Here is a 25,056-nt window from a genome sequence, read left to right as displayed (position 1 = left end):
CCCTCGCGTGCCTCACCATCAATACCCCCACACGGCTACTACCGCGAGTAGTACGCATGACTGTCGGACGGTACGTACGATGGACCCCATGGCAGGACTTGGCGAGCTCGAGCGAGCAGTGATGGACCACCTGTGGTCCAGTTCCGAACCCCAGACGGTGCGTCAGGTCCACGAGGCCCTCGCGGCCCGCCGTGAGCTCGCGTACACCACCGTCATGACCGTGCTGCAGCGCCTGGCGAAGAAGAACCTCGTCATCCAGCAGCGTGACGATCGGGCACACCGCTACCTCCCGGTGCAGGGCCGCGACGAGCTGGTCGCGAGCCTGATGTTCGACGCCCTCGACCAGGCCCAGGCGTCCGACGGCCGGGTCGCCGCGCTGGTGCACTTCGTCGGCAAGGTCGGCGCCGACGAGGCCGCAGCCCTGCGCGAGGCCCTCGCCGCACTGGAGTCGTCCGAGGCGGGCAAGCGCCACCTGCGCAGCGTCGACCCCGGTACCGATCGCGCCAGTTGACTGCCGCACCTCGTGCATGATGGGTAGGTCATGAACCCCACGACCGCACTGGCCTTCGCCGTGACGGCCCTGCTTCTCGCTGGCCCGGTGCCCGCGCTGCTCGCGCGGGCGACCTGGCCATTCCGTGCTCCCGGCGCGGCGCTCGTGTTGTGGCAGGCGATCGCGATCGCCGCCGTCCTCTCCGCGTTCAGTTCCGGGCTGGCGATCGCATCACAGCTGCTGGTGCCGGGCGCCGACGGCCGCCCAACGACCGCCCCCCTGGAGGAGATCGACGCGCTCGGCCTCCCGCTGTGGACCGCGTACGTCGTGGTGTTCGCGCTCACCGTGCTCATCGGTGCGAAGCTGATGTTCTCGATCGCGGCGGTCGCGGTCCGGACCCGGCGGCGCCGCTCCCGGCACCGGATGCTCGTCGACCTGCTCGACCGCGGCGAACCGCATCGCAGCCGGACCTCGAACCTTCGGGTCCTCGACGCCGCCGAACCGATCGCCTACTGCCTGCCCGGTCTCCGGCACCGGGTCGTGGTCAGCGCGGGGACGCTCGACAGCCTCGACCGGGACGAGGTCACCGCGATCCTCATGCACGAGCGTTCCCACCTGCGATCCCGGCACGATCTGGTGATCGAGGCGTTCACCGCGGTGCACGAGGCGTTCCCGAAGGTGGTGCGCAGCAAGTCCGCGCTCGGCTCCGTCCAACTGCTCGTCGAGATGCTCGCCGACGACTCCGCGGTCAAGGTCACCGGCCCGACGCCGCTGGCCCGCGCCCTGGTCACCTGCGCCGGGTCGAGCGCCCCCGCAGGCGCCCTCGCCGCGGGCGGCCCGCACACCGTCACCCGCATCCGGCGGCTCGCCGACACCGGCGCCGTCGTCCCGATCGTGGTCGCCGCCTATCTCGCCGCGGTCACGATCCTCGTGGTCCCGACGATCGCCGTCGCCGTCCCGTGGCTGGTCGAACTCAATCGACTCTTCCGCGGCTGACACCGCGGAGGGGAACCCGCCAGTCGCCGCGACGCGAGTGAGTCGAGGGTCACGGGCCAGCCGGTGCTGGCACCGCATCCGGTCCCGTACACTGGACGACGGCCGTGTTCTCGGCCCATTTCATTGTTGACCACATTTTCGGCACCGCCACTGCCCCACCACCGGGGCGCGCGTGCCCGGCTCGTCTCTTCTGCGCGGCTGCTGTATCGGCCCGCTCTCCGCGACGCGCCCGACGTCCGGAGAGGTATATCCGCGTGACCGACGCTGCCCAAATCCCTGCTGCCCATGACCAGGGTGCCGCCGACCCCGAGGCCCCGGCTGCCGCCGAACAGCCCACCTTCGCCGAGATCGGCCTGCCCGGCCCGGTGGTCGCTGCCCTCGCCAAGGACGGCATCACCATCCCGTCGCCGATCCAGGCGATGTCCATCCCCGACGCGATCGCGGGCCGCAACGTCCTCGGCCGGGCGCAGACCGGGTCCGGTAAGACCCTCGCGTTCGGGCTGCCGATGCTGGCGCGGCTCGCGGGCCGCGACGACCGGCCCGCACCGAAGCGTCCCCGCGCCCTGGTGCTCGTGCCCACCCGTGAGCTCGCCGTTCAGGTCGTCGACTCGCTGCTCCCGTACGCGGGCACGGTCGGATTGAAGGTCCGGTCCGCGGTCGGCGGCATGGTCTTCACCAAGCAGGTCGACCAGCTGGCGCGCGGCGTCGACATCCTCGTCGCCACCCCCGGCCGCCTCGGCGACCACCTGCGGCAGGAGACCTGCGTCCTGGACGAGGTCGAGATCACCGCGCTCGACGAGGCCGACCAGATGGCCGACATGGGCTTCCTCCCCGAGGTCCGGTCGATCCTCGAGCAGACCCGCGCCGACGGCCAGCGGCTGCTGTTCTCCGCGACCCTCGACCGGGAGGTGCAGTCGCTGGTCCGCCGCTTCCTCGCCGATCACGCCCTGCACGCAACCGAGGACGGGCGCGCCAGCGTCGACACGATGGAGCACTACGTGCTCAACGTCGACCGCGGCCAGAAGGATGCCGTACTCGCCGAGATCGGCGCCCGCGACGGCGGCCGGACGATCATGTTCGCGCGCACCAAGCTCGGCTGCGAGGGCATCACCGAACGCCTGCGCGCGGTCGGGGTCGCGGCGGAGGCCCTGCACGGCGGGAAGGCGCAGAACCAGCGAACCCGGGTGCTCGAACGCTTCAAGACGGGCCGCACGCCCGTGCTCGTCGCGACCGATGTCGCGGCCCGCGGCATCCACGTCGACGGCATCGACCTGGTCGTGCACGTGGACCCGCCCGCCGACCACAAGGACTACCTGCACCGGGCCGGCCGCACCGCCCGCGCGGGCGAGAAGGGCACCGTCGTCTCGATCGTGCTGCCGAACCAGCGCCGCATGGTGCGCCGCCTGACCGACACCGCGGGCGTGGACGCCACCGAGGTGTACGTCGGCCCCGGCTCGGAGGAACTCGCCACCATCACCGGTGCGCGCACTCCGAGCGGCGAGCCGGTGCGGGAGCCGCGCGGCGAACGCGGCGGGAACGGTCGGTCGTACGGCGACCGGCCGCGCCGCGACAGCTTCGACCGGCCGCGCCGCGACGGTGTCGACCGGCCGCGCCGCGACGGTGGCGAGCGGGGATACCGCGGCGACCGCCCCCAGCGCGACGGCGGCTACCAGCGCACGGGTGACCGCCCCTCCTACGGCGACCGCCCGCAGCGCGACGGCTACCGGTCCGACCGCCCCCAGCGGGACGGCGGCTACCAGCGCTCCGGCGACCGACCCTCCTACGGCGACCGCCCGCAGCGCAACGACCGCGGCGACCGGTCCTACGGCGACCGCCCCCAGCGCAACGACCGCGGCGACCGGTCCTACGGCGACCGGCCCCAGCGCGATGGCTACCGGTCCGACCGCCCCCAGCGGGACGGCGGCTACCAGCGCTCCGACCGCGGCGATCGGTCCTACGGCGACCGCCCGCAGCGCAACGATCGTCCGTATGGCGACCGCCCCCAGCGGGACGGCGGCTTCCGCGGCGGCGACCGCCCCCAGCGCGACGGCGGCTACCAGCGCTCCGGCGACCGACCCTCCTACGGCGACCGCCCCCAGCGCGACGGCGGCTACCAGCGCTCCGGCGACCGACCCTCCTACGGCGACCGGCCCCAGCGCAACGACCGGGGCGACCGGTCCTACGGCGACCGGCCCCAGCGCGACGGCGGCTACCAGCGCACGGGTGACCGCTCCTCGTACGGCGACCGCCCGCAGCGGGACGGTGGCTTCCGCGGCGGCGACCGCTCCCGCGGTGATCGCGCGTACGGTGACCGCCCGCAGCGGAGTGAGCGCAGCGGGACGGCGGGCGGCTTCCGTAGCCGCACCGAGCGTCGCTCGTACGACGGGTTCGACGGCCCGCACCGCGACCGCTGACGTCCGTCCCCGGCATCCCATCGACGCCGCCTCCCGCATCGCGGGTGGCGGCGTCGCCGCATTCCCGGCACCGTCCCAGAGTTCGAGACCCTGAAGTGTCGCTCGTTCCGGGGGCAGGGAAAGCTGTAGGACATGACCGACAACACCTCCCAGGCCGCGCGGGCCCAGATCGGCGTCACCGGGCTCGCCGTGATGGGTTCGAACATCGCCCGCAACTTCGCCCGGCACGGGCACACCGTGGCGCTGCACAACCGCAGCGTCGCCAAGACGGACGCCCTGATCGCCGAGCACGGTAGCGAGGGCGACTTCGTCCGGACCGAGACCGTCGACGAGTTCGTCGCCGCGCTGCAGCGCCCGCGGCGGGTCCTGATCATGGTCAAGGCCGGCGAGGCGACGGACGCGGTGATCGAGGAGCTCGCGGCCGCGATGGAGCCCGGCGACATCATCATCGACGGCGGCAACGCCCTGTACACGGACACGATCCGGCGCGAGGCCGCGCTCCGCGAGCGGGGCCTGCACTTCGTCGGCGCGGGCATCTCGGGCGGCGAGGAGGGCGCGCTGAACGGCCCGTCGATCATGCCGGGCGGCCCGAAGGAGTCGTACGAGTCGCTGGGTCCGCTGCTGGAGTCGATCGCCGCGGTGGTGGACGGCACGCCGTGCTGCACTCACATCGGCCCGGACGGCGCAGGCCACTTCGTGAAGATGGTGCACAACGGCATCGAGTACGCCGACATGCAGTTGATCGGTGAGGCCTACCACCTGTTCCGGGACGCGCTCGGGTTCGACGCCGAGCGGATCGCCGACGTGTTCACCGAGTGGAATGGCGGCGACCTCGAGTCCTACCTGGTGGAGATCACCGCGGAGGTGCTGCGACAGAAGGACGCGGCGACCGGTGCCGCGCTGGTGGACGTCATCGTCGACGCCGCCGAGCAGAAGGGCACCGGCCGCTGGACGGTCAAGTCTGCGCTCGACCTTGGTGTCCCGGTGACGGGGATCGCCGAGGCCGTGTTCGCGCGCGCCCTGTCCGGTTCGCGTGCGCAGCGCGCGGCCGCACGGGGACTGGCGTCGGGCGTGCTCGGCGACAAGCCAACGGACGCGGCACAGTTCACCGAGGACATCCGCCGCGCGCTGTACGCGTCGAAGATCGTCGCGTACGCGCAGGGCTTCGACCAGATCCGTGCGGGCAGCGACGAGTACGGCTGGGATCTCACCCCCGGCGACATGGCGACCATCTGGCGCGGCGGCTGCATCATCCGGGCCCGGTTCCTGAACCGGATCAAGGAGGCGTACGACACCAACCCGGAGCTGACCTCGCTGATCGTGGAGCCGTACTTCAAGGACGCGATCGAGAACGCGATCGACTCGTGGCGGCGCGTCGTGGTGACCGCGACGACCCTCGGCATCCCGGTGCCCGCGTTCGCGTCGTCGCTGTCCTACTACGACGGCCTGCGCGCCGAGCGCCTGCCCGCCGCGTTGACGCAGGGACAGCGCGACTTCTTCGGCGCGCACACCTACGAGCGCACCGATCGCCCGGGCAAGTTCCACACCCTCTGGAGCGGTGACCGCAGCGAGATCCAGGCCTGACGTCCCGTCCCTTGGGTGTCGACTCGATACGACACCCAAGGGACGGCCGCGGCGCGGCGACGTTCGCTCCGGTAACGGTCCTTGCCGCGCCGAATAGGCTGGACAACGACCGTCATCGAGGAGCGGTGGCGGACGGCCTGACACCGTCGGGGGGTCGCCATGGCGCAGACGAGCACACACCCGGGCGCGGACGCATCCGGCACGGATCCCGCCCCGGAGACGTGCGACGCCTGCATCGTCGGCGCGGGCATCGCCGGGATGAACGCCCTGTTCGCGGCGAGCCGATACCTGTCCCACGACGCGCGGGTCATCCTGATCGACCGGCGCGGGCAGGCCGGTGGCATGTGGGTGGACACCTACCCCTACGTCCGATTGCACCAACCGCACGGGCTGTTCACCGCGGGCAACATCGAGTGGTGTCTGGACCGGCGCCCGTCCCATCTCGCGACCAAGACCGAGGTCCTCGACCATTTCCGGCACTGCCTGGACGTGATCGGCCGCGACCTGCGCGTCGACGAGTATTTCGGCTGGTCGTTCGAGTCCGCCACCGAGGCGCACGGGACCGTCCGGATTCAGTGCCACCGGCCCGACGGGCGGCGGCTGGTCGTGCACGCACAGCGTCTGATCAAGGCCTATGGGCTCGGAATCGCGCCCAACGACCCCCTCCCCGCGTCGAGTTCGCGGGTCCGGTCGGTGTCCCCCGACCAGTGCGACGTGCGGGCGGGCGAGATTCGGGCGAGCGACGCACCGGTGTGGGTGATCGGCGGGGGCAAGACCGCGATGGACACCGCGCACGCCCTCGTCACCGCGGACCCGCGCCGGGAGGTCACCCTGGTCGCGGGATCCGGCACGTTCTTCATCAGCCGGGACCGCGCGTTCCCCGGGAATTCCCGACGCTGGTGGCGAGGGCAGCTCCCGAACGCCGTGGCCGCCGAGGCAGCCAGGCGGTTCGACGGGACCAACGAGGCGGCCGTCGCGCGCTGGTACCGCGCGACGCACGGCACCGGCCCCACCCCGGGGGCGAGCAACTTCCTGCTCGGCGTCCAATCGGAAGCGGAGACGTCGGCGATCACCGCCGGTGTGCACGAGGTCGTCATGGACCACTTCGTTGACGCCGTCGATCGCGGCGGGGGACCCACCGCCGTCTTCCGCAGCGGGGCGACCAAGCCGATGACGGCGGGCACGTGGATCGTGAACTGCACCGGCTACATCAAGGTCGACGGCGACTACGAGCCGTACGTCTCGCCGACCGGGAACGTGGTGGTCGTGCACCCCCGTTCGGCCGTCCTTCACCTGCCCTCGTTCATGGGCTACTACCTCGCGCATCTGATGTTCGCGGGCCGGATCCGGGATGTCCCCCTCTACGAACTCGACGTGGGCGGCCTGTTCGCCGGCGGCGGCAAGCACGTGTTTCCGTACACGGCAATGGCGTTGGCGATGTACAACCTCGGAATGCTGGCGGACGCCCTCCCCGCCACGGTGTTTCGCGACTGTGGTCTCGACTTCGACCGCTGGTATCCGATCCATCGGCGGCTGCTCGGGACGGCGCGATTCGCGGCGGCGAACCACCGCGACCGCGCCCACCACCGCCGCACCCTCGACACCGTCCGCGAACGCTTCGACGTCCGCGGCGGCCCCCTGGTCGGCGGGTGAGAACCCCTTCCCGCGAGCCCGACGGCCGGTCACGACGGCACCACGATCCCGCCCGGCGGCGGCCCGAGCAGCGGCTGCAGGTGGGCGACGGCGCCGGTCCATTCGGTTGAGCCGTGCGCCCCCTCCCACGGATACCGGCCCTGGCAGTCCGCCCACACCACCTGCAGCGCCCGGATCCGCCCGTGGTGTTCGACGGCACGCAGCAGCCAGGACTCGCACTCCCGCACCTCGACCAGGCAGACGTCGAGCCCACCGACGGTCACCTCGTCGCCGGGCCCGAGCCGGCTGCCGTCGAGCAGCACCGATCCGAGCTCACTCAGCACGACCGCCGACTGGTCCGACACCCGCCCGGTGATCACCAGCTCCGGGAGCCCGTGACCGGTCAGGCCGACCGTGTAGCAGTAGGCGGGATGCACGCCGCTGCGGTCGACGGTCGACTCCACGTACTGCAGCGCCCACCCGTACCGCTCGATCGTGCGCCGCATGTCTAGCCGGATCCGCTCCTCCGACGTGCCGCCACAGGTCTCACACATTGACTTCCCCTTCGCTCGGGTACCGCACCCACCACCACGAATCTCGAAATTGTGTTCGAAGAACATGGTGCACCGACCCACCGACACGGTGCCGACACCGGCGGCGGCGGTAGCCTCGACCTGCGTCGATCCCCCCTCGGCGCAGAAGGAGTCCCATGGCCACGTTCGCCGACCTCGGGTTACCAGCGACGCTGGTGCAGTCGCTGCGGCGCGAGCAGATCACCGCGCCGTTCCCGATCCAGGAGGCGGTGATCCCCGACATCCTCGCCGGCCGAGACGTGCTCGGTCGCGGGCCGACCGGCTCCGGCAAGACCCTCGCGTTTGGGCTGCCGATGCTGCTCCGAATCAAGGGCACCTTCAGCGCGCCGAAACGCCCGCGCGGCCTGGTGCTCGCCCCGACCAGGGAGCTGGCGACGCAGATCGAATCGGCGCTCGACGAGTCCGCGTTGGCGTTGGGGCTGCGGATCGCGGCGGCCACCGGCGGCGTCCCGACGAAGGCGCAGGCGCAGCGGCTCGCGCGCGGGGTGGACCTGCTGGTCGCGACCCCCGGTCGGCTGGCGGATCTGCTCGACCAGCACGCGCTCGTCCTCGACGACGTGGTCGTCACCGCGATCGACGAGGCCGATCATCTCGCGGAGATCGGGTTCCTCCCGCAGGTGACGACGATCCTCGACCGGACTCCCGCCGCCGGGCAGCGACTGCTGTTCTCGGCGACCCTCGACGCCGACGTCGACACCCTGGTCGAGCGCTACCTGCACGACCCGGTCACGCATGCGACCGCGGCGGCGGCGGCGCCGGTCGCGGTCTCCGATCACCACGTGCTGATCGTCGAGCACGCGGACAAACCCGCGGTGGTCGCCGAGATCGCGGCCCGGCGAGGCCGGACGCTGCTCTTCGCCCGCACCCAACACGGGGTGGACCGGGTGGTGGCGCAGTTGGCCTCGGTCGGGGTGCGCGCGGGCACGCTGCACGGCGGCAAGTCGCAGGCGTTCCGAGCGCACGCGCTGGCCGCGTTCGCCGGCGGCGCGGTGCCGGTCCTGGTCGCAACGGACGTGGCGGCGCGCGGCATCCACGTCGACAACGTGTCCCTGGTGGTGCACGTCGACCCGCCCGCTGACCCCAAGGACTACCTGCACCGCGCCGGCCGCACGGCGCGCGCGGGCGCGTCGGGGCGGGTGGTGACGCTGGTCACCCCGGATCAGCGTGACGCGGTCGCGGCGGTGCTGGCGGCCGCGGGCGTCGCCGTCGACGGGATCCCGGTGCGTCCGGGCAGCGATCAACTGTCGGCGCTGACCGGTGCCCGGCAACCGTCCGGGGTCCCGCTGGCCGGTCAGGATCCGCCGCGGGCACAGACACCGTCCGAGACGACCGGGTCCCGGGACAGGCGCACCCCCGGCCGGTCGCGAGACGGGCGTGCGGGGGGTCGGTCGCGGGACGGACGCTCGCCCGGCGCAGGCGGCGGGCGTTCGCGCGGACAGCGGAAGCCGAACCGGGGAAGCTGACCTGTGTGACCGACCTGCCGTGGCTCGCCGTCGCCCTCGCCATGACCGGGGCGTTGCTGTTCGCGGTCGGGTCCGTCGCGCAGCAGTCCGCGGCGTCCGGAGTCGGCGACGGCGACGCCCTGATGCGTGAGCTGGTCCGGTCCCCGCGGTGGTGGATCGGCGTCGGCGGCGACGTCGGCGGGTACGCGTTCCAGGCGGCGGCGCTCGGCGTCGGGTCGGTCCTGGTGGTGCAGCCGCTGATCGTGAGCACGTTGCTGTTCGCGTTGCCGCTGTCCGCCCGCTTCACGGGTACCCGGATGACGCCCCGGACGTGGGTGACGGCGACCGCGTTGGCGCTGTCGCTGGTCGTCTTCCTGACCGTCGGGAACCCGACCGAGGGAGCGGCGACCGCGCCCGCCGCGCGCTGGGCACTGCCGCTGGCGGTGGTGGTCGGCGGGTGCGGCGCCGCGCTCGCGCTCGCGCGCGCACCGATCGCGGACGGGCCGCGCGCGCTGCTGCTCGGTGCGGGGTGCGGCGCCATGTACGGCGTCGCGGTCGCGTTGACGAAGCCGACGATCGAGGGATTCGCGCACGGACCGGTCGCGGCGCTCGCCGGGTGGGAGCCGGTGGCGCTGGTTGCGGCGGGCGGCACCGGCTTCTACCTGCAGCAGCGGGCGTTCCAGGCCGGGTCGCTCGCGGCGTCGCTGCCCGCGATCACCATCGGGGAACCGCTGGTTGCCGCGTTCCTCGGGTTCGCGGTGCTCGGCGAGCGGCTGCGGGTCGATGCGGCGGGTGGGGTCGTCGTCGCCGCGGCGGTGGCCGTGATGGTGGTGGCGACGGTCGCGCTGTCCCGCGCCCAGGCGCAGCGGGGGCCGAACACGCCGGACGCGACGTCGCGGTACCCGGACAGCGGCCGGGCCGGGTTGTAGCGTCGCCGGTGTGCGCTTCCTCGACGGGCAGACCCCGCCCTACGACCTGACCTACGACGACGTGTTCCTGGTGCCGAACCGCACCGACGTCACCTCCCGGTTCGACGTCGACCTGGCATCCAGGGACGGCTCCGGCACCACCATCCCGATCGTGGTCGCGAACATGACCGCGGTCGCGGGCCGCCGGATGGCCGAGACGGTCGCCCGCCGCGGCGGGCTCGTCGTCATCCCGCAGGACGTGCCCGCGTCCGCGGTGGCGGAGACGGTGGCGTTCGTCAAGAGCAGGCATCTCGTCGCGGACACCCCGGTGACGCTCGGCCCGGATGCGTCGGTGTCCGATGCGCTGGCGCTGCTGCCGAAGCGGGCGCACGGCGCGGTGGTGGTCGTCGACGGGGAGCGCAGGCCGATCGGGGTGGTGACCGAGGCGGCGTGCGCGGACGTGGACCGGTTCACCCGGCTCAGCGCGGTCCTGGTCTCCGACTTCGCGACGGCGCCGGTGTCCGCGTCGGCGCGGGAGGTGTTCGAGCTGCTCGAGTCCCGGCACGACCCGCTCGCGGTTGTCGTCGACGCGGACGGCAGGCTCGCCGGGGTGCTGACCCGGACCGGCGCGATCCGGGCGGGGATCTACACGCCCGCGCTCGACGCGGACGGGCGACTGCGGGTCGCGGCCGCGGTCGGCATCAACGGGGACGTCGCCGCGAAGGCCCGCGCCCTCGCCGACGCTGGCGCCGATCTGTTGGTGATGGACACCGCGCACGGGCACCAGGAGAAGATGCTCGAGGCGCTGTCCGCGGTCGCCGCGCAGGGCCTCGGCGTGCCGTTGGCGGCGGGCAACGTGGTCTCCGCCGCCGGGACCAGGGACCTGATCGCGGCGGGCGCGACGATCGTCAAGGTCGGGGTCGGTCCCGGCGCGATGTGCACGACCCGGATGATGACCGGTGTCGGGCGCCCGCAGTTCTCCGCGGTCGCCGAATGCGCCGACACGGCAAGGCGACTCGGCGCGCACGTGTGGGCGGACGGCGGCGTGCGGCATCCCCGCGATGTCGCGCTGGCACTGGCGGCGGGTGCGTCGAACGTGATGATCGGGTCCTGGTTCGCAGGCACCCACGAGTCGCCGGGCGACCTGCGATTCGACGAGGACGGCAACGCGTACAAGGAGAGCTTCGGGATGGCGAGCAAGCGGGCCGTCGCCGCCCGCACCGCGACCGACAGCGGTTTCGACCGGGCCCGCAAGGCCCTGTTCGAGGAGGGCATCTCCAGTTCCCGGATGCGTCTGGACCCGCTGCACCCGGGCGTCGAGGACCTGATCGACCGGATCTGCTCGGGGGTCCGCAGCACCTGCACGTACGCGGGAGCAGGCACGATCGAGGAACTGCACGAGAAGGCGGTGCTCGGGGTGCAGTCGGCGGCCGGGTTCGCCGAGGGCAGGCCCCTGCCCGCCGGGTGGTGACCGCGATGCCGCCCGGCTCGGACCGGACATTTCGGCGACGGTCGGTAGAATGATTGTTTCGACCACTCTGCGCCCGGCGGTCTCGTCCGGGCACGACGAAAGGACCAAGGTGCCCGAGGCACCCATAGCGACGCACGACGCCGAGTCCGGCGACGACAGTTCCACTACGGAGGGCTCCTCTACCGAGCCGGGTGACAAACCCGGCGCCCCCGCCCCGTCCCCTGTTCGGGGGCGATAGCTCATGCAGATCGCAGTGACGATCGTCAGCCTGCTCGGGTTCCTCGCGTTGACCGCGGGAACCGCGGTGTTCGTTGCGGCGGAATTCTCGCTGACCGCACTGGAACGCAGCACCGTCGACGCCCACGCCCGCGGCGGCGACCGACGCGCCCGCCAGGTGCAGCACGCACACCGCACCCTCTCCTTCCAGCTGTCCGGCGCGCAGCTCGGCATCACCATCACCACACTGATCACCGGCTACATCGCCGAACCCGTGCTCGCGCAGCTGATCACCCCCGGCCTGCGGGCCGTCGGCGCCTCCGAGTCGGTGTCCGCGGGCATCTCCCTTGCCCTCGCGCTGATCATCGCGACGAGCCTGTCGATGGTGTTCGGCGAGCTGGTGCCGAAGAACTTGGCGATCTCCCGCCCGCTGGCGACGGCCCGCGCGACGGCCGGTCCGCAGGCCTGGTTCTCGACCGCCTTCCGGTGGGCGATCAACGGGCTCAACGGGACCGCGAACTGGGTGGTGCGCCGGCTCGGCGTCGAACCCGCGGAGGAGCTGCGGTCGGCGCGCTCCCCACAGGAACTCGGGTCGCTGGTCCGGATCAGCGCCCGCAGCGGCACCCTCGACGCGGGCACCGCGCTGCTGGTGGACCGCTCGCTGCGGTTCGGGGAGCGCACCGCGGAGGAGCTGATGACCCCGCGGGTGAAGATCGAAACCCTGGACCTGCACGCCACGGTCGCCGACCTGATCGATGCCGCGTCCCGCACCGGGTACTCCCGCTTCCCGGTCGTCGATGGCGACCTCGACGACACGGTCGGCGTCGTGCACGTCAAGCACGCATTCACGGTGCCCGCCGCATCCCGCGCGACCACCCAACTGATGGTGCTCGCGCAGCGGGTGCCCGTTGTGCCGTCCAGCCTGGACGGCGACGCGCTGATGGAGCAGGTCCGCTCCGACGGCATGCAGGTCGCGCTGGTCGTCGACGAATACGGCGGCACCGCGGGCCTGGTCACGATGGAGGATCTGATCGAGGAGATCGTCGGCGATGTCCGCGACGAACACGATGCCCCCGAGATCGACGTGCAGCGCAGCGGGGACAGCTGGATCTGCGCGGGCCTGCTGCGCATCGACGAGGTGCGGCAGGCGACCGGATACGCGGCCCCCGAGGGCGAGTACGACACGCTCGGCGGGCTGGTGTTGGCCCGGCTCGGCCGGATCCCGGAGGTGGGCGACGAGGTGGTCCTTCCCGACCCGGACGGCGCCGATGAGCGACGGTCGTCCGGGCTCGACGGCGCGCACGGCGGCTGGATCGCCCGGGTCGCCGGGATGGACGGCCGCCGCATCGACCGGGTCGTGTTGACCCCGGTCCCGGCGGCGGCGATCGCCGAACACGCCCACCGCGCCCGCGAGGAGGCCGGCAATGAGTGACCTGTTCGGTGTCGTCCTCACGGTCGCCCTGCTGGCCGGTAACGCGTTCTTCGTCGCGGCCGAGTTCGCCCTGATCTCCGCGCGCAGGGACCGGCTCGAGGCCCTCGTCGCGCAGGGCAAGGACCGGGCACGGACGGTGATCCGGGCCGGCGAGAACCTGTCGCTGATGCTGGCGGCCGCGCAGCTCGGGATCACGATCTGTTCGATCCTGCTCGGCCGGGTCGGCGAGCCCGCCATCGCGCACCTGATCGAGCGGCCACTCGACCTGGTGGGCCTGCCCGACCAGCTGCTGCACCCGATCGCGTTCACGATCGCGTTGGCACTGGTGGTGGTGCTGCACATCCTGCTCGGCGAGATGGTCCCGAAGAACATCGCGATCGCCGGACCGGAGCGGGCCGCGATGCTGCTGGTGCCGATCCACCTCCGGTTCATCACCCTGGCGAAGCCGCTGATCGCGTTCTACAACTGGTGCGCGAACTCGGTGCTGCGGATGCTGCGGGTCGAACCGAAGGACGAGCTCGACACCACCGTCTCCGAGATCGAGCTGACGGAGATGATCGGCGAGTCCCGTTCGGAGGGCCTGATCGACGCCGAGGAGCATCGCAGGCTGACGCAGGCGCTGCACACCACCGGACGGACCGTCTCGGATGTGCTGATCCCCCTGGACAAGGTCCGCACGGTCCCGCTGACGGACCGCGGCACCACGCTCGGGGCGATCGAACGGGCGGTCGTCGAAACCGGGTACTCGCGGTATCCGGCGGCGCTGCCGGACGGCACCCTGGTCGGCTACCTGCACCTGAAGGACGTGCTCGACGAGGTGCTCGACGACGCCGCTGGCCCGGACACGGTGGTGCCCCGCGCCGATGTGCGGCCGTGGCCGCGGGTGCAGGTGCAGACGCCGCTGGACGAGGCGCTTGCGGTGCTGCGGCGGGCGAGCAGTCACCTCGCCGAGGTCGTCGACGACGACGGGCGATGCCTGGGCATCGTCGCGCTCGAGGACCTCGTCGAGGAGTTCGTCGGCACCGTCCGCGACGGCACGCACCGGATCACCGACGCCGTCCCCGGCCAGCGCACGCCGTGACGACGGCACCCGCGACCGGCGGCGCCCCCCTCGTCCTCGCCGGGGACGAGTGGGGCGCGCGCCGCGACGCCCACCAGGCGCGCGTCGACGCGCTGCTCGGTTCGCACCTGGACCGGCAGTCGCACGGCGTGCCGCATCCGGTGGTCGACTTCCTGTTCACCTACTACAGCCTGCGGCCCGCGCAGCTGCGGCGCTGGCATCCCGGCTACGGGGTGCTGCTCACCGGCCCCGGCGCCGGCGAGTACGCCCGGTTCTCCGGCTACCGGGACCTCGGCGACGGGGTCGGCGCCGACCCGGCGCTGTTGGTGAAGCGGCGGTCGATGCTGGAGTTCACCGCGGCGGTGCTCGCCGGCACCGCGTCACGCCCCGCGCAGCTGGGCTGCTTCGGGTTGCACGAGTGGGCGATGGTTTATCGCGGCGGCGCGGAGGCGGTCCGGCATGCCGGGACCCCGCTGCGGCTCGGCCCGGCGGGCACCGACGCCGTCGTCGAGTCGATGAGCCTGCGCTGCACCCACTACGACGCGTTCCGGTTCTTCACCGCGGACGCGGTGGGCCGCAACGAGACACCGCTGAGCCGGGACGAGCAGCCGCGACGCGAGCAGCCGGGCTGCCTGCACGCGGGCATGGACTTGTACAAGTGGTGTTACAAACTGCTGCCGCTGGTCGATTCGGACCTGCTGCTGCGCTGTTTCGAGTCCGCGATGGCGGCACGGGAGCTGGACATGCGGGCCAGCCCCTACGATCTGCGGGCACTCGGCTACGACCCGGTCCCGATCGAGACGCCTGCGGGGCGGGCCGACTACGTCCGCGCCCAGTCCGCGCTCGCCGACCGTGCGGCGCCGCTGCGCGCCGAACTCCTTGCCCGCTGCCGCGACCTGCTCGGCCGCTAGGGTTCACCGCGTGTACGTTCCCGCCGCGTTCGCCCTGACCGACGACGAGACCGCCGCCGCCCTGCGCCGCGGCGGGTTCGCGCACCTGGTCACCGGCGGCGACGCCGACCTGCACAGCACCTCGCTGCCGCTGCTGTACCACCCGGAGCGGCACTCGTTGGTCGGGCACGTGGCGCGGGCCAACCCGCACTGGCGGGCCGGGGACGGCGCGCCGTCCGTCGCGATCTTCGCCGGGGTGCACGGGTACGTCTCGCCGCGCTGGTATCCGGCGACCGCGTCGACCACCCGGATGGCGCCGACCTGGAACTACGAGACGCTGACGGTGCACGGCAGGCTCGTCGTCCACGACGACACCGACTGGCTGCTCGGCCATGTCACGGCCCTGACCGACGAGCACGAAGGCGGCCGCGAGCAGCCGTGGCGGGCGGACGAGGTCGCCGAGGCGAGCGTGGCGGCGATGCTGCGCGCGATCGTCGGGGTCGAGGTCACCATCGACCGGGTCGTTGGCAAGGCGAAGCTCAGCCAGAATCAGCCCGAACCGAACCGGCGGGCGGTGATCGAGCGGCTGGCCGCCTCGGCCGCCCCGGAGGATCACGCGCTGGCACGCCGGATGGGCGCGGCGGCGCGGCCCGGTCCGCGATAATCGGGCCGGACACCCGAGACCCCGGACAGTGGAGGCAGCGCCGATGAAGGTCACCCACGAACGCATCACCGACGCCGGCATCGACCGCGACGAGCTTGAGCGGCGCAAGGCGCTGTACGGGCCGCTCACTGCCGCGGTCCGGGAGCTGATCGACGCGACGATCCGCACCGAGGTCGACGACGAGGTGATCCGTGAGGTGCAGGCCGAGGTCGCGGCGGCGACCGCGAAGCTGCGGGCCAGGCAGGTCGACGGCGGTTTCGGGATGCGCCGGACCACGACCGGGGAGACGTTCTCCTGGGGCAACGCCGGGGTCGGGCTGCGCAACGCGGTCGCGCCGCCGCTGGTCATCGAGCGGGACGACACGGGCAGGCACTGGACGCATGTCACCCTCGGCGCCGCATACGAGGGCCCGCCCGGGCACGTGCACGGCGGCATCGGGGCACTGGTGCTCGACCACCTGCTCGGCGTCACCGGCAGCGCCGCCGAGCGCCGCCTGACCGGCACGCTGACGCTGCGCTATCGGCGCGGGACGCCGCTCGGGCCGCTGTACGCGGAGGCCCGGGTCGTGAGCGTGGAGGGCCGGAAGGCGACGGTCCGCGGCACCCTCTCCGACCGGGACGGCGTCACCATCGAGGCCGAGGGCATCTTCATCTCCCCCGCCGCGCCCGCCACCTCGACAATCCGCTAGCTGATTACCTGCGAGTAACATTGGTGCGGTCTGAAAGTGCGCAAACCCAGAGAAGTGAGGCAGTTCATGACTGAACGCGTGCAGGTCGGTGGTCTTCAGGTCGCCAAGGTGCTCCACGATTTCGTGAACACCGAGGCCCTGCCCGGCACCGGCATCGACGCCGACGCTTTCTGGGCGGGCGCCGTCACGGTGATCGAGGACCTGGCCCCCAAGAACAAGGCCCTGCTCGCCCGCCGCGACGAACTGCAGGCTCAGGTCGACGGCTGGCACCGCGAGCACGCGGGCCAGCAGCACGACGCCGCCGCGTACAAGGCGTTCCTGCAGGAGATCGGCTACCTGCTGCCGACCCCGGCACCGTTCGAGGTGACCACCGCCAACGTGGACGCCGAGATCGCAACCACCGCGGGACCGCAGCTGGTGGTGCCCGTGCTCAACGCCCGTTTTGCGCTCAACGCGTCGAATGCCCGCTGGGGCTCGCTGTACGACGCGCTGTACGGCACCGATGCGATCTCCGAGGCCGGTGGCGCCGAGAAGGCGCCCGGAGGAAAGCCCGGCTACAACAAGGTCCGCGGCGACAAGGTCATCGCCTGGGCCCGCGACTTCCTCGACACCGCCGCACCGCTCGCCAAGGGCACCCACGCCGACGCCAGCCGCTACTTCATCGACGGCACCGACCTCAAGGTCGAACTCGGCTCCGAGGTTGTCACCACCCTGGCGCAGCCGGAGAAGTTCGTCGGCTACCTCGGCGAGCAGGACGCCCCCACCTCGATTCTGTTGCGCAACAACGGCCTGCACGCCGAAATCCAGATCGATGCGACGTCCCCGATCGGCTCCACCGACGCGGCGGGCGTCAAGGATGTCGTCCTCGAATCGGCGATCACCACGATCATGGACTTCGAGGACTCGGTCGCCGCCGTCGACGCCGATGACAAGGTCGTCGGCTACCGCAACTGGCTGGGCCTGAACCGCGGCGACCTGTCCGAGTCGTTCGACAAGGGCGGCGCGACCCTGACCCGCACGCTGAACGCCGACCGCAGCTACACCGCGGTCGACGGCTCCGACCTGACCCTGCACGGCCGCTCGCTGCTGTTCGTCCGCAACGTCGGCCACCTGATGACCAACCCGGCGATCCTCGACGCCGACGGCAACGAGGTCCCCGAGGGCATCCTCGACGCCCTGATCACCAGCCTGTGCGCCGTGCACGGCCTGACCCGCAGCGACGACAACGGCCCGCTGGACAACAGCCGCACCGGCTCGATCTACATCGTCAAGCCGAAGCAGCACGGCCCCGACGAGGTCGCGTTCACCTCCGAACTGTTCGGCCGCGTCGAGCAGGTCCTCGGCCTGCCCGCGAACACCATCAAGGTCGGCATCATGGACGAGGAGCGCCGCACCACCGTCAACCTCGCCGCCTGCATTAAGGAGGCGTCCGAGCGGGTCGTGTTCATCAACACCGGCTTCCTCGACCGCACCGGCGACGAGATCCACACCTCCATGGAGGCGGGCGCGATGGTGCGCAAGGCCGAGATGAAGAAGCAGCGCTGGATCGCCGCGTACGAGGACTGGAACGTTGACACCGGCCTCGCGGCGGGCCTGCAGGGCCGGGCGCAGATCGGCAAGGGCATGTGGGCGATGACGGACCTGATGGCCGACATGCTCGAGCAGAAGATCGGTCACCCGAAGGCCGGGGCGAACACCGCGTGGGTGCCGTCCCCGACCGGCGCCACCCTGCACGCCACCCACTACCACCAGGTGGACGTGTTCGCGGTGCAGGACGCGCTCAAGGGCACGCCCCGCGCCACCGTCGACGACATCCTCACCATCCCCCTCGCCCCGTCGACCGACTGGTCGGACGCCGAGAAGCGGGAGGAACTGGACAACAACTGCCAGTCCATCCTCGGCTATGTGGTGCGGTGGATCGACGCGGGCGTCGGCTGCTCCAAGGTTCCCGACATCCACGACGTTGCCCTGATGGAAGACCGTGCGACCCTGCGGATCTCGAGCCAGCTGCTCGCCAACTGGATCCGGCACGGCGTCGTCACCGAGGCCGACGTCGTCGCCAGCCTGGAGCGGATGGCCCCGGTCGTGGACCGGCAGAACGCCGGTGACGCCACCTACCGGAACATGGCACCGGACTTCGACACCAACATCGCCTGGCAGGCAGCCAAGGAACTCATCCTCGAGGGCGGCACCCAGCCGAGCGGCTACACCGAGCCGATCCTGCACCGCCGCCGCCGGGAGTACAAGGCCGCGAACGCCTGACCGGCAGGCACACCGCGACGACGCCGCCCGGCCCGCGAGGCAGGGCGGCGTCGTGCATGCCGGGGCCGGTCCCGGCCGATCCGTAGACTGGCCGCCGTGGGTCAACATCGCGGCGAAGCGAACGGCAGTGGCAACGGGGGTTTCCGGGGGGTCAGCAAGGGCCCGGTGATCGCCGTCGCGTCGGTGATCGTCCTCGTCCTCGCCGTGCTCGGCTGGGTTCAGTTGCGGGACAGGATCTCCGACCAGGGCACCCAGGCGGCGCGTACCTGCGTGGAGGGCGAGGCCGCGCTGGCGGTGACCGCGGACCCCGACATCGCGCCGGTGATCCGCGACCTCGGCGCCCGCTACGCGGCGACCGCGCCGGTCGTCCGCGACCACTGCATCACCGTCACCGTGACCGACGAGCCGTCCGCGGTGACCGCCCAGGCCCTCACCGCGAGCGCGGGCGGGGCGTGGACCGGCACGACACCCGCCCCCGCCCTGTGGATTCCGCAGTCGAGCCGGGCGCTGTCCGCCCTGCTCGCCACCGCGGGGATGATCGACGGGCAACCCCGCTCCCTCGCCTCGGCGGCGATCGTGATCGCCGCCCCGACCGTGGTCGCGCAGGCGATGTCCCGGCCCCTCGTCGGATGGCAGGACCTGCCGCGGCTGCAAACCGACCCGGACGGATTGGCGGCGGGCGGGCTGCCGAACTGGGGCACGCTGCGGCTGGCGATGCCCCCGGACTCGGCGGCGACGACCGCCGCGGCGGAGGCCGTTGCGGCCGCGACCGCCGGCGCAGGCGCGGGACCGGTGACCGCAGAGCAGGTCTCCGATCCGGCGGTCGACGCGGCCCTGACCACCCTCGCTCGCGGATCCGCCGCCGTCCCGCACTCCCCGGCGACCACCGCCGACGCGTTGCGCGCGCTCGGTGCGCAGGACGACCCCCGCGACGGCACTCTGCACGCCGCGCCCGCCACCGAGCAGCAGCTGGCCGCCGCGATCGCCGGGGGCGCCGAGCTGCGGGGGGTGACGCCGACCGGGGCCACCCCGGTCGCCGACCATCCCGGCGTGGTGCTCGCGACGGACTGGACCGACGAGACGCACCGCCGCGCGGCGGCCGAGTTCGCCGACTTCCTCCGCCAACCCGAGCAGGCGGACGCGTTCGTGGCCGCCGGGTTCCGGGCCGGCGACCGAACCCCGGCCCCGTCCCCGGCGGTGCCCTACGCCCCGATCGCGACCGAACTGGCCCCGCCCGCCCCGGAGGTGTCCGCGGAGCTGCACCGGATCGTCACACTGCCGACCCGGCCGGGGCGTACGACGCTGCTGGTGGACGTGTCGGGGTCGATGCGCACGGTGGAGGGCGGGGACACCCGGCTCGCGAACACCGTCGCCGCCCTGACCGCCGCGGTCGCGGCCGTCCCCGACGAGTCCGAGGTCGGTCTGTGGGTGTACTCGCGGGGCCTGGACGGGTCGAAGGCGTACCGGGTCCTCGTCCCGACCGGGCCGGTCACCGACTCGGTGGGCGGAGTTCCCCGCCGGGAGGCGATCGGCACCGCACTCGCGTCGCTGAGCCCGGCGACCGCGACGTCCACCTACCCGTCCGTGCAGGCCGCGTACAACAGTGCGGCGCGCAGCGCCGACCCGGACCGGCCGAACTCGGTGCTCCTGGTCACCGACGGCCCGAACGACGACACCAGCATCGGAAGCAGCCAGTTCCTGGCGTCGATCGCCTCGGCAGGCGCCGAGGGCACCCCGGTCCGGGTGGATGTCGTGACGATCGGCGAGAACTCCGACGCCGCGACGCTGACCGCGTTGGCGGACCGGACGGGCGGCACGTTCGTCGCGGTCCCCGGCTCGGACGGGCCCGCGCTCACCGAGTCGCTCACCCCGCTGGTGCGCTGACCGGTGCTGCGCATTCTGCTGTTCGCCGTCCTCCTCGCGCTGCTCAGCTGGTGGTTGTACCGCCGGATGACCCGGCTGCTGGAACTGTCGTCGGTCGGCCGCCGCGTCCTCGGGTGGGGGTTGGGCCTGCTCGGGGCCGCCGCGCTGATCGGGGTCGGCAGCGGGGAGGTGTTCGACCCGGCCTGGGCGCGGGGGCCCGCCGTCGTCGGCTGGGTCTGGCTGGCGGCCGGGCTGTACCTGACGCTCGGTCTCGGGATCCTCACGGTGCTCGCCGCCCTCGCCCGCCGGGTCCGACGCGGACCGCGGCGGGCGACCGACCGACCGGCACCGCCCGGCCCGGGCAATCCGCTACCGCCCGGCCCGGCGGATCCGACCCGGCGGCGGTTGCTGCGCGGGGCGGCCGCGGCGGTCGTGCTGGCGTCGGTCGGTGCGGTCGGATACGGCGTTGCGGAGGCGGCCGCGCCGCGGATCGTGCGGGTGCGGGTTCCGTTGCGGCGGCTTCCCGCCGAGTTTGCCGGGACCCGCATCGCGCTCGTGACGGACCTGCACGTCGGGCCCGCCCGCGGCGCGGCGTTCACCCGGCGGGTCGTCGCGGCCGTCGGCGCCGAACGGCCGGACCTGATCCTGCTCGGCGGCGATCTCGTCGACGGCACGGTCGCGAAGGTCGGCGCCGACCTGGCGCCGCTCGCCGACCTCGACGCCCCGCTCGGCGTGTTCGGGGTGAGCGGCAACCACGAGTTCTATGCCGGGGACGGCGGCCGCTGGCTCGATCTGTGGGAGCGGCTCGGCATCCACACGCTGCGCAACACCCGGGTGGAGTTGCGTCGCGGCGATGCGGTCATCGACCTCGCCGGCGTGCACGACTACCGCTCGCCCGCCCCGTACGAGCCCGATTTGCCCGCCGCACTGGCGGGCCGGGACCGCGACCGCGCGGTGATCCTGCTCGCCCACCAGCCGAAGCAGGTGACCGAGGCCGCCGAGTGGGGCGTCGACCTGCAGTTGTCCGGGCACACGCACGGCGGGCAGATGTGGCCGCTGGGCTACGTGGTCCCGCTGCAGCAGCCGTCGGTGACCGGCCTCGACCGGTTCGGCGACACCGTCCTCTACACCAGCCGCGGCGCGGGGGCGTGGGGTCCCCCGGTCCGGGTCGGCGCCCCACCGGAGATCACGATCCTCGAGCTCACCCGCTAGTTCCCCAATGTCACACCGGCTCACTTGACGATATCCGGTGTGACATCAGGGAACCCGGGGCAGCGGGATCAGCCGCTGAACGCCTCGGTCGGCGGGCACGAGCACACCAGGTTGCGGTCGCCGTGCGCGCCATCGATGCGGCGCACGGGCGGCCAGATCTTGTCCGCGGTGCCCGCCGGGAAGACGGCCAGTTCCCGCGAGTACGGGTGGGTCCACTCCCCGACCAAGCAGGCCGCGGTGTGCGGGGCGCCGCGCAGCGGGTTGTCGTCCACCGGCCACTCCCCGGACCCGACCCGGTCGATCTCGCCGCGGATGGCGACCATCGCGTCGCAGAAGCGGTCGATCTCGGCGAGGTTCTCCGACTCGGTCGGCTCGATCATCAGGGTGCCCGCGACCGGGAAGCTCATCGTCGGGGCATGGAAACCGTAGTCCGCCAACCGCTTCGCGACATCATCGACGGTGACGCCGGTGTCCTTGGTGATCTGCCGCAGGTCGATGATGCACTCGTGCGCGACCATCCCGTTTTCGCCGGTGTACAGGACCGGGAAGTGCTCGTCGAGTCTGCGGGCGATGTAGTTGGCCGAGGCGATCGCGGTCAGCGACGCCGCCCGCAGCCCGGCCGCACCCATCATCCGGATGTACGCCCAGGTGATCGGCAGGATCGAGGCGCTGCCGTACGGGGCGGCGGACACGGTCGGGCCGTCCCCGAGCTCCGGGGCGAGGGGATGACCGGGCAGGAACGCCGCCAGGTGCGCACGCACCGCGACCGGGCCGACGCCGGGGCCGCCGCCGCCGTGCGGGATGCAGAACGTCTTGTGCAGGTTCAGGTGGCTGACGTCGCCGCCGAACCGGCCCGGCCGGGCAAGGCCGACGAGCGCGTTCAGGTTCGCACCGTCCACGTACACCTGCCCGCCCGCGTCGTGCACGGCCGCGCAGATCTCGCCGACCTCCTGCTCGTACACACCGTGCGTGGACGGGTAGGTGATCATGATCGCCGCGAGCCGCTCGGCGTGGTCGGCGATCTTCGCCTTCAGGTCGTCGACGTCGACGTCACCGTTCGGGCGGCACGCGACGACCTCCACGCGCATGCCCGCCATCACCGCCGACGCGGCGTTGGTGCCATGCGCGCTGGACGGGATCAGGCAGGTGTCGCGGTGGTCGTCGCCGCGGGAAAGGTGGTAGTTGCGGATCGCGAGCAGGCCCGCGTACTCGCCCTGGCTGCCCGCGTTCGGCTGCAGGCTGACCCGGTCGTAGCCGGTGATCGACGACAGCCACGACTCCAGGTCGGCGATCAGCGCACGGATGCCGTCGCTGTCACCGGCCGGAGCAAACGGGTGCAGCGAGTTGAACTGCGGCCAGGTGATGGCCTCCATCTCGGCGGCCGCGTTCAGCTTCATCGTGCACGAGCCGAGCGGGATCATGCTGCGGTCCAGGGCGATGTCCTTGTCGGACAGCTTGCGCAGGTAGCGCATCATCGCGGTCTCGGTGCGGTGGCTGGTGAACGCCGGGTGGGTGAGGAACGCCGAGGTGCGCGTCTGCGATGCGGGCAGCGACGGCGCCGCGTCGACAACCTCGGCTGCTGCCACACCGAAGGCCGCGAGCACGGACTGCAGATGGGTGTCGGTGGTGGCCTCGTCGCAGGCCACGGCGACGTGGTCGGCGTCGACGAGGCGCAGGTTCACGTTCCAGCCCTTCGCGGTCGCGACGACGTCGGCGGCCCGGCCCGGCACCCGGGCGAGGACGGTGTCGAAGAACTCCGCGTGCACCACCTCGACGCCGCCCGCGCGCAGGCCAGCCGCCAGGGTGCGGGCCGATGCGTTGACCCGCCGCGCGATCGCGGTCAGGCCCTCGGCGCCGTGGTAGCTCGCGTACATCGCGGCGAGCACGGCCAGCAGCACCTGCGCGGTGCAGATGTTGGAGGTCGCCTTCTCCCGGCGGATGTGCTGCTCGCGGGTCTGCAGTGCGAGCCGGTACGCCTTGTTGCCGTCGGCGTCGACGGAGACGCCGACGAGGCGGCCGGGCAGCTGCCGGGCGAGCTTCGAGTGCACCGCCAGGTAGCCGGCGTGCGGGCCGCCGAAGCCCATCGGGACGCCGAACCGCTGCGTGGTGCCGAAGCAGGCGTCGGCACCCAGCTCGCCGGGCGGGGTGAGCAGGGTCAGCGCAAGCAGGTCGGCGCCGACCGCGACCAGGGCACCGCGCTCGTGCGCGGCGGCGATCAGCGCGGAGTGGTCGACGATCCGGCCGGACGCGCCCGGCACCTGCGCGAGGACGCCGAAGAACTCGCCGTCGGGCAGCCCTTGCGCCAGGTCCGCCTCGACGACCTCGATGCCGAGCGGCGTCGCGCGGGTCTCGATCACCGCGCGGGTCTGCGGGAACAGGTCGATGTCGACGACAAAACGCGCGGACTTGGACCGGCCTGCGCGGCGCAGCAGGGTCATCGCCTCGGCGGCGGCGGTGGCCTCGTCGAGCATCGACGAGTTCGCGACCTCCATCCCGGTGAGGTCGGAGACCATCGTCTGGAAGTTCAGCAGCGCCTCGAGCCTGCCCTGGCTGATCTCCGGCTGGTAGGGCGTGTACGCGGTGTACCAGGCCGGGTTCTCGATGAGGTTGCGCACCAGCACCGGCGGGGTGAGGGTGTCGTAGTAGCCGAGGCCGATCATCGACGTGGCGACCGTGTTGCGCCGCGCGAGCGCGGTCAGTTCGGCGAGCGTGTCGTGCTCGGACAGCGGTTCGGGGAGCGTCTCCAGCCCGGCGCCGACGCCGACGGTCGCCTTCCCCCCCGCACCACTCGGCGCCGACGCCGCATCCAGAATGGCCGCCGGGACCGCCTTCGTGGCGAGCATCTCCAGGTCGTCGACACCGACGACGTGCAGGATCCGTTCGAGTTCGGCGGCGTCGGGTCCGATGTGGCGATCGACGAAGGTGAAGGGGTGATCGGTCAAGGCAACTCCCGCGGCTGAAGGTTCTCGAGGTCACACCGCGCTCACATCGCGGTGCGTTCCTCCCCCTCTGTCGCCTGCTCGTCGGAGCGCCTGAGAGATTCGGGGTGACCCCCGCGTCGTGGACGCCTCGGCCGATCCCTTTCCCCGTGGGCGGGTGGGTGCTCCCACCGCTTTCCAGAGGCGCCGATGCCCGCACGGTCCCGGGTGCCTGAGAGATTGACGGGGAGGTGCTGCTCCTTCGGCGCCCGGACCGGCGAACACTCCCGGTCCGGAACTCTCCCGCGCGACGACGACGCA

The 25,056-nt window shown here is 72.5% G+C and carries 18 protein-coding genes and 1 riboswitch; of the genes, 16 read left to right on the top strand and 2 right to left on the bottom strand.

The features are described from left to right. Positions 1 to 88: 88 nt before the first annotated feature. The 5 genes from ACFWPA_RS00285 to ACFWPA_RS00265 all read left to right on the top strand — a co-directional run bounded on the left by ACFWPA_RS00285 (position 89) and on the right by ACFWPA_RS00265 (position 7,137). Positions 89 to 511: a BlaI/MecI/CopY family transcriptional regulator gene (locus tag ACFWPA_RS00285; protein WP_378507218.1), complete on the top strand. Its 423-nt coding sequence runs from the start codon at positions 89 to 91 to the stop codon at positions 509 to 511. Between the two features lie 30 nt (positions 512 to 541). Next, positions 542 to 1,486 (top strand): M56 family metallopeptidase, encoded by a 945-nt coding sequence (locus ACFWPA_RS00280; RefSeq protein ID WP_378507219.1) that lies wholly within the window; start codon positions 542 to 544, stop codon positions 1,484 to 1,486. Positions 1,487 to 1,740: 254 nt separating this feature from the next. Then, the gene (locus ACFWPA_RS00275) at positions 1,741 to 3,900 is read left to right on the top strand and encodes a DEAD/DEAH box helicase (RefSeq protein WP_378569355.1); all 2,160 of its coding nucleotides are present in this window, start codon (positions 1,741 to 1,743) and stop codon (positions 3,898 to 3,900) included. Between the two features lie 132 nt (positions 3,901 to 4,032). After that, the gene (gene gndA / locus ACFWPA_RS00270; protein ID WP_378507221.1) at positions 4,033 to 5,484 is read left to right on the top strand and encodes an NADP-dependent phosphogluconate dehydrogenase; all 1,452 of its coding nucleotides are present in this window, start codon (positions 4,033 to 4,035) and stop codon (positions 5,482 to 5,484) included. Positions 5,485 to 5,643: 159 nt separating this feature from the next. Beyond that, positions 5,644 to 7,137 carry an FAD-dependent oxidoreductase gene (locus tag ACFWPA_RS00265; RefSeq protein ID WP_378569353.1) on the top strand — a complete coding sequence of 498 codons (1,494 nt, stop codon included), beginning with the start codon at positions 5,644 to 5,646 and terminating at the stop codon, positions 7,135 to 7,137. A gap of 29 nt (positions 7,138 to 7,166) precedes the next feature. Here ACFWPA_RS00265 and ACFWPA_RS00260 read toward each other — a convergent pair whose 3' ends face one another. Next, complete coding sequence (locus tag ACFWPA_RS00260) at positions 7,167 to 7,670, bottom strand: DUF4262 domain-containing protein (RefSeq protein WP_378507223.1); 504 nt, start codon at positions 7,668 to 7,670, stop codon at positions 7,167 to 7,169. Positions 7,671 to 7,825: 155 nt separating this feature from the next. On the opposite strand from ACFWPA_RS00260, the gene ACFWPA_RS00255 reads away from it, so the two are divergent. From ACFWPA_RS00255 to ACFWPA_RS00205, 11 genes are all read left to right on the top strand, one after another. Next, a complete protein-coding gene (locus ACFWPA_RS00255; protein ID WP_378507224.1) occupies positions 7,826 to 9,172 on the top strand; it encodes a DEAD/DEAH box helicase in 1,347 nt (448 codons plus the stop codon). A 5-nt stretch (positions 9,173 to 9,177) separates the two neighbouring features. Next, a complete protein-coding gene (locus ACFWPA_RS00250; protein WP_378507225.1) occupies positions 9,178 to 10,080 on the top strand; it encodes a DMT family transporter in 903 nt (300 codons plus the stop codon). A gap of 10 nt (positions 10,081 to 10,090) precedes the next feature. Next, complete coding sequence (locus ACFWPA_RS00245) at positions 10,091 to 11,530, top strand: GuaB1 family IMP dehydrogenase-related protein (protein WP_378507226.1); 1,440 nt, start codon at positions 10,091 to 10,093, stop codon at positions 11,528 to 11,530. A 241-nt stretch (positions 11,531 to 11,771) separates the two neighbouring features. Next, the gene (locus tag ACFWPA_RS00240) at positions 11,772 to 13,178 is read left to right on the top strand and encodes a hemolysin family protein (protein ID WP_378507227.1); all 1,407 of its coding nucleotides are present in this window, start codon (positions 11,772 to 11,774) and stop codon (positions 13,176 to 13,178) included. Continuing rightward, positions 13,171 to 14,259 (top strand): hemolysin family protein, encoded by a 1,089-nt coding sequence (locus ACFWPA_RS00235; protein ID WP_378507228.1) that lies wholly within the window; start codon positions 13,171 to 13,173, stop codon positions 14,257 to 14,259. Before ACFWPA_RS00240 ends, ACFWPA_RS00235 begins: the two co-directional genes overlap by 8 nt. Next, positions 14,256 to 15,149, top strand: coding sequence for a 3-methyladenine DNA glycosylase (locus tag ACFWPA_RS00230; protein WP_378507229.1), 894 nt, complete (start codon positions 14,256 to 14,258; stop codon positions 15,147 to 15,149). The genes ACFWPA_RS00235 and ACFWPA_RS00230 overlap by 4 nt, the downstream gene beginning before the upstream one ends. Before the next feature lie 10 nt (positions 15,150 to 15,159). Next, positions 15,160 to 15,792: an FMN-binding negative transcriptional regulator gene (locus ACFWPA_RS00225; RefSeq protein WP_378507230.1), complete on the top strand. Its 633-nt coding sequence runs from the start codon at positions 15,160 to 15,162 to the stop codon at positions 15,790 to 15,792. Between the two features lie 43 nt (positions 15,793 to 15,835). Next, on the top strand, positions 15,836 to 16,480 hold the full coding sequence (locus ACFWPA_RS00220) for a PaaI family thioesterase (protein ID WP_378507231.1): 645 nt from the start codon (positions 15,836 to 15,838) through the stop codon (positions 16,478 to 16,480). 66 nt (positions 16,481 to 16,546) lie between these two features. Beyond that, positions 16,547 to 18,742, top strand: a complete 2,196-nt coding sequence (locus tag ACFWPA_RS00215; protein WP_378507232.1) for a malate synthase G — start codon at positions 16,547 to 16,549, stop codon at positions 18,740 to 18,742. 96 nt (positions 18,743 to 18,838) lie between these two features. Further along, positions 18,839 to 20,626 (top strand): substrate-binding domain-containing protein, encoded by a 1,788-nt coding sequence (locus ACFWPA_RS00210; protein WP_378507233.1) that lies wholly within the window; start codon positions 18,839 to 18,841, stop codon positions 20,624 to 20,626. Between the two features lie 3 nt (positions 20,627 to 20,629). Beyond that, positions 20,630 to 21,817, top strand: coding sequence for a metallophosphoesterase (locus ACFWPA_RS00205; protein WP_378507234.1), 1,188 nt, complete (start codon positions 20,630 to 20,632; stop codon positions 21,815 to 21,817). A 68-nt stretch (positions 21,818 to 21,885) separates the two neighbouring features. Here the strand turns inward: ACFWPA_RS00205 and gcvP are convergent, their stop codons facing one another. Further along, positions 21,886 to 24,759, bottom strand: coding sequence for an aminomethyl-transferring glycine dehydrogenase (gene gcvP / locus ACFWPA_RS00200; RefSeq protein WP_378569351.1), 2,874 nt, complete (start codon positions 24,757 to 24,759; stop codon positions 21,886 to 21,888). Positions 24,760 to 24,944: 185 nt separating this feature from the next. Next, a riboswitch (glycine riboswitch) is annotated at positions 24,945 to 25,051 on the bottom strand. Between the last annotated feature and the right edge of the window lie 5 nt (positions 25,052 to 25,056).

This window comes from Rhodococcus sp. NPDC058505 (assembly GCF_042720095.1).
Taxonomy (GTDB): Bacteria; Actinomycetota; Actinomycetes; order Mycobacteriales; family Mycobacteriaceae; genus Rhodococcus_G.
The sequence above is the reverse complement of the archived record's forward strand: the minus strand, read 5'-3'. Positions and strand labels throughout refer to the sequence as shown.